The organism is Inquilinus limosus MP06, assembly GCF_000767795.1.
Taxonomy (GTDB): domain Bacteria; phylum Pseudomonadota; class Alphaproteobacteria; order DSM-16000; family Inquilinaceae; genus Inquilinus; species Inquilinus limosus_E.
Window position 1 is genome coordinate 1 of the sequence record NZ_JANX01000639.1, and the last position, 3,330, is coordinate 3,330.

At 73.0% G+C, this 3,330-nt stretch carries 5 protein-coding genes; all 5 read left to right on the top strand.

What is annotated here, in order from left to right:
* The coding region (locus tag P409_RS29985) for a type II secretion system F family protein (RefSeq protein WP_034847039.1) at positions 1-981 on the top strand (981 nt) is incomplete at its 5' end.
* A gap of 16 nt (positions 982-997) precedes the next feature.
* Positions 998-1,468: a type II secretion system major pseudopilin GspG gene (gene gspG / locus P409_RS29990; protein WP_081991928.1), complete on the top strand. Its 471-nt coding sequence runs from the start codon at positions 998-1,000 to the stop codon at positions 1,466-1,468.
* Complete coding sequence (locus P409_RS29995; protein WP_052121576.1) at positions 1,443-1,946, top strand: GspH/FimT family protein; 504 nt, start codon at positions 1,443-1,445, stop codon at positions 1,944-1,946. The genes gspG and P409_RS29995 overlap by 26 nt, the downstream gene beginning before the upstream one ends.
* Positions 1,936-2,343 carry a type IV pilus modification PilV family protein gene (locus P409_RS36560; protein ID WP_052121577.1) on the top strand — a complete coding sequence of 136 codons (408 nt, stop codon included), beginning with the start codon at positions 1,936-1,938 and terminating at the stop codon, positions 2,341-2,343. The genes P409_RS29995 and P409_RS36560 overlap by 11 nt, the downstream gene beginning before the upstream one ends.
* Complete coding sequence (locus P409_RS30005) at positions 2,340-3,224, top strand: prepilin-type N-terminal cleavage/methylation domain-containing protein (RefSeq protein WP_034847042.1); 885 nt, start codon at positions 2,340-2,342, stop codon at positions 3,222-3,224. Before P409_RS36560 ends, P409_RS30005 begins: the two co-directional genes overlap by 4 nt.
* The last annotated feature ends 106 nt before the right edge of the window (positions 3,225-3,330 follow it).

Genomic DNA, 3,330 nt, shown 5'->3' on the forward strand with positions numbered 1-3,330 from the left:
CTGGTGGCCGCCGGCCAGCCGCTGGAGCAGGCGCTGGTGACGCTGTCCGCCGGCACCGGCCCGGTCCCCGCCATGGCCGCCCAGGTGCTGGCCCGGGTGCGGGCCGGCGCCAGCCTGAGCACGGCGCTGGAGGAGCAGGGGCCGGTGTTCCCGAAGCTCTACGTCAACATGGTCCGCGCCGGCGAGAGCTCCGGCACGCTCGACGTGGTGCTGGAGCGGCTGGCCGACCTGCGCGAGCGCGGCGAGAAGACCCGCGAGATGGTGGTCTCCGCCATGCTGTACCCGGCCATCCTGATCGTGGTCTCGCTGGCCTCGGTGTTCCTGCTGCTGACCTTCGTGGTGCCGCAGTTCGAGACCATCTTCAAGGATGCCGGGGCGGCGTTGCCGACCCCGACCGCCATTGTCATCGCCATCGGCCGCTTTTGCCAGAATTACGGCTGGATGGTCGGCCTCGCCGTCGTCGCCGCGGTGATCGTCGCCCGTCGCGCGCTGGCCCTGCCCGGCCCGCGCCTGGCCTGGGACCGGACGGCGCTGCGCCTGCCGCTGGTCGGACCCCTGGTGCGGACCCTCGCCACCGCACGGTTCTGCCGCACCCTCTCCACCCTGGTCGGCAACGGCGTCGACCTGCCCTCGGCCATCGCCCTGTCCCGCGACGTGGTCTCGAACACCGCCGTCGCCGCCGCGATGGAGACTGTCATCACCGGCGTGCGACAAGGGCGGGGCCTGGCCGACCCGCTGGCCGAGATCGGGCTGTTCCCGCCGCTCGCCGTGCAGATGCTGCGCGTCGGCGAGGAAACCGGGCGGATCGACATGACCTCGGCGCATATCGCCGAGGCCTATGAGCGCAAGCTGGAAGCCGCGATCAAGCGGCTGGTCACGCTGGTCGAGCCGGCCCTGATCATCATCCTCGGCCTGGCGGTGGGCGGCATCGTCATGTCGATCCTGCTGGCCGTCATCAGCATCAACGACCTTGCCTTCTGAGAGACCATAGATCCCGATGCAGACCTCGCCCCAGACCGCCGACGCCACGACCGTCAACGACACGGCCGCCGCCCGTCGCCGCCGCCAGGCCGGCTTCACCCTGATCGAGCTGCTGGTCGTGCTCGTCATCCTCGGCCTGCTGGCCGGGCTGGTGGGGCCTCGGATCCTGTCCTATCTCGGCGGCGCCCGGGCGGATTCGGCGCGGCTGCAGATCGAGAACTTCAAATCTGCCCTCGATCTCTACGCCATCGATGTCGGCGGCTATCCGACCACGGCCCAGGGGCTGAAGGCGCTGATGGCCAACCCCGGCGGGGTGCGCGGCTGGAACGGGCCGTATCTGCGCAGCAACGCGCTGCCGGAGGATCCGTGGGGCAGCGCCTACAACTACCGCGCGCCGGGGCAGCACGGCGCCTATGACCTGTATTCCCTGGGCGCCGACCGGAAGGAGGGCGGCAGCGGCGATGACGCCGACATCACCAGCTGGTGAGGCCGACCGGGCCCGGGCCGTCGCCCGGACCGACCGCGGCTTCACCCTGCTGGAGCTGCTGGTGGTCCTGGTCGTGCTCGGCGCCGTGGCGGCGCTGGTGCCGCCGATGCTGGCGCGCGGCTCGGCCCAGGCCCAGCTGAAGCGCACCGTGGCGACGCTGGCGTCGGAGCTGCGCCAGGCGCGCAGCGACGCCATCCTGCGCGACGGGCCGCAGGGCGTGGTGATCGACCCGGCGGGCCGCAGCTTCGGTCCGGTCGCGGCGCCGCTGCGCCACCGCATCGCCGACGGCATCGCCGTCGACGTCACCAGCGCCGAGATCGCGGCCGACCGCTCCGGCCGACCGGCCATCCGCTTCCTGCCCGACGGCCGGTCGACCGGCGGCACCATCCGCCTGGCCGGCCAGGGCCGCGCCTATCAGGTCGAGGTCAACTGGCTGACTGGCCGGGTGCGGGTCACGGAGCCCGGCAATGGCGCATGAGCCGAGAATCCGGGAGCGGGGTTTCACCCTGATCGAGGTCGTGGTCGCCCTGACCATCCTGGGACTGATCCTGACCGTGATCTTCCGGATCTTCGGCACCGGCATGACGGGCATGGCCCGGGCCGACGGGCTGCAGCGCGCGGCGATCGTGGCCGAGGGGCTGGCGGCGCAGCTGGACAGCCTGCCGACGCCGCTGAAGCTGGGCAGCACCCTGTCCGGCGAGACCGATGACGGCTATCGCTGGCGGATTGTCGCCGACAGCTGGGACCAGGCGCCGCGCCAGACCGTGGCGCTGGGGGCCCGCCAGGCCCGGCTGGCCCGGCTGCGCATCGCTGTCGAGCCCCGGTCCGGCCCACGCTTTGAGATGACCACCCTGGCCCTGGTGGCGGTGCAATGACGACGGGCACCGACAGCCAGCGCGGTTTCACGCTGCTCGAGACCATCATCGCCATGGTCGTGCTGGCGCTGATCATGGTGCTGCTGACCGGGGGGCTGCGCTTCGTCACCGCCGGCTGGGACCGCGGCGCCCGGGCGGCCGACGCGTCGGAGACGATCGCCCTGGTGCAGTCGACGCTGCGGCGCGAGGCGGCGGCGGCCCGGCGGCTGACCTGGCAGGCCCAGCCCGGCGCCAAGCCGGCCGTCACCTTCCGCGGCGATCCCGACCGGATCGGGCTGGTGGTGGCCGATCCTGGCTTCCCCGGCGACCCGGGCCTGGCCATCGCCTTCTTCTACGTCGATGTCGTGCCCGGCCAGTCAACCCTGCGTTATTCCCGCGCCGGCTTCGACCCGCGGCTGGCCGGCTTCGCCGATGCCAAGCCGACCGACGACCTGGTCCTGGCCCGCGGCCCGGTCGCGTACCGCTTCGACTATTTCGGGACGATCCCCGGCGAATCGCGGCCGCGCTGGGTGTCGCCCTGGCCGGACCGCGAGGTACCGCCACGGCTGATCCGCCTGAGCAGCCGCGACGCCGAGGGGCTGGCGGTGTGGCCGGACATCGTGGTGCCGCTGCCGGTCGATCTGGAGGCCGCCTGCGTCCGCGCCATCACCTCCGGCAACGGCCCCACCCCGGACGGGCAGCAGCAGAACGCCCCGGCGGGGCAGCAGCAGGCCGGACAGCCGCAGCAGCCGCAACAACAGCAGCAGCCGCAGAACCCGGCGCAGCCGCAACAAGGCACGCAGGCCGCGGCCGATTCCGCCAACGCCCCCGCCGCCCCGTCCGCCGTGGACGGGAGCGACTTCTGCAGCCTGTCGGCGCAGCGCGATGCCAAGGCCGGCTGACCCCCGCCCCGCCGCGCCCCGCGACCCGCACCGGGGCGAGCGCGGCGTGGCGCTGGTGGTGGTGCTGTGGACGCTGGTGATGCTGTCGATGCTGACCATCGGCTTC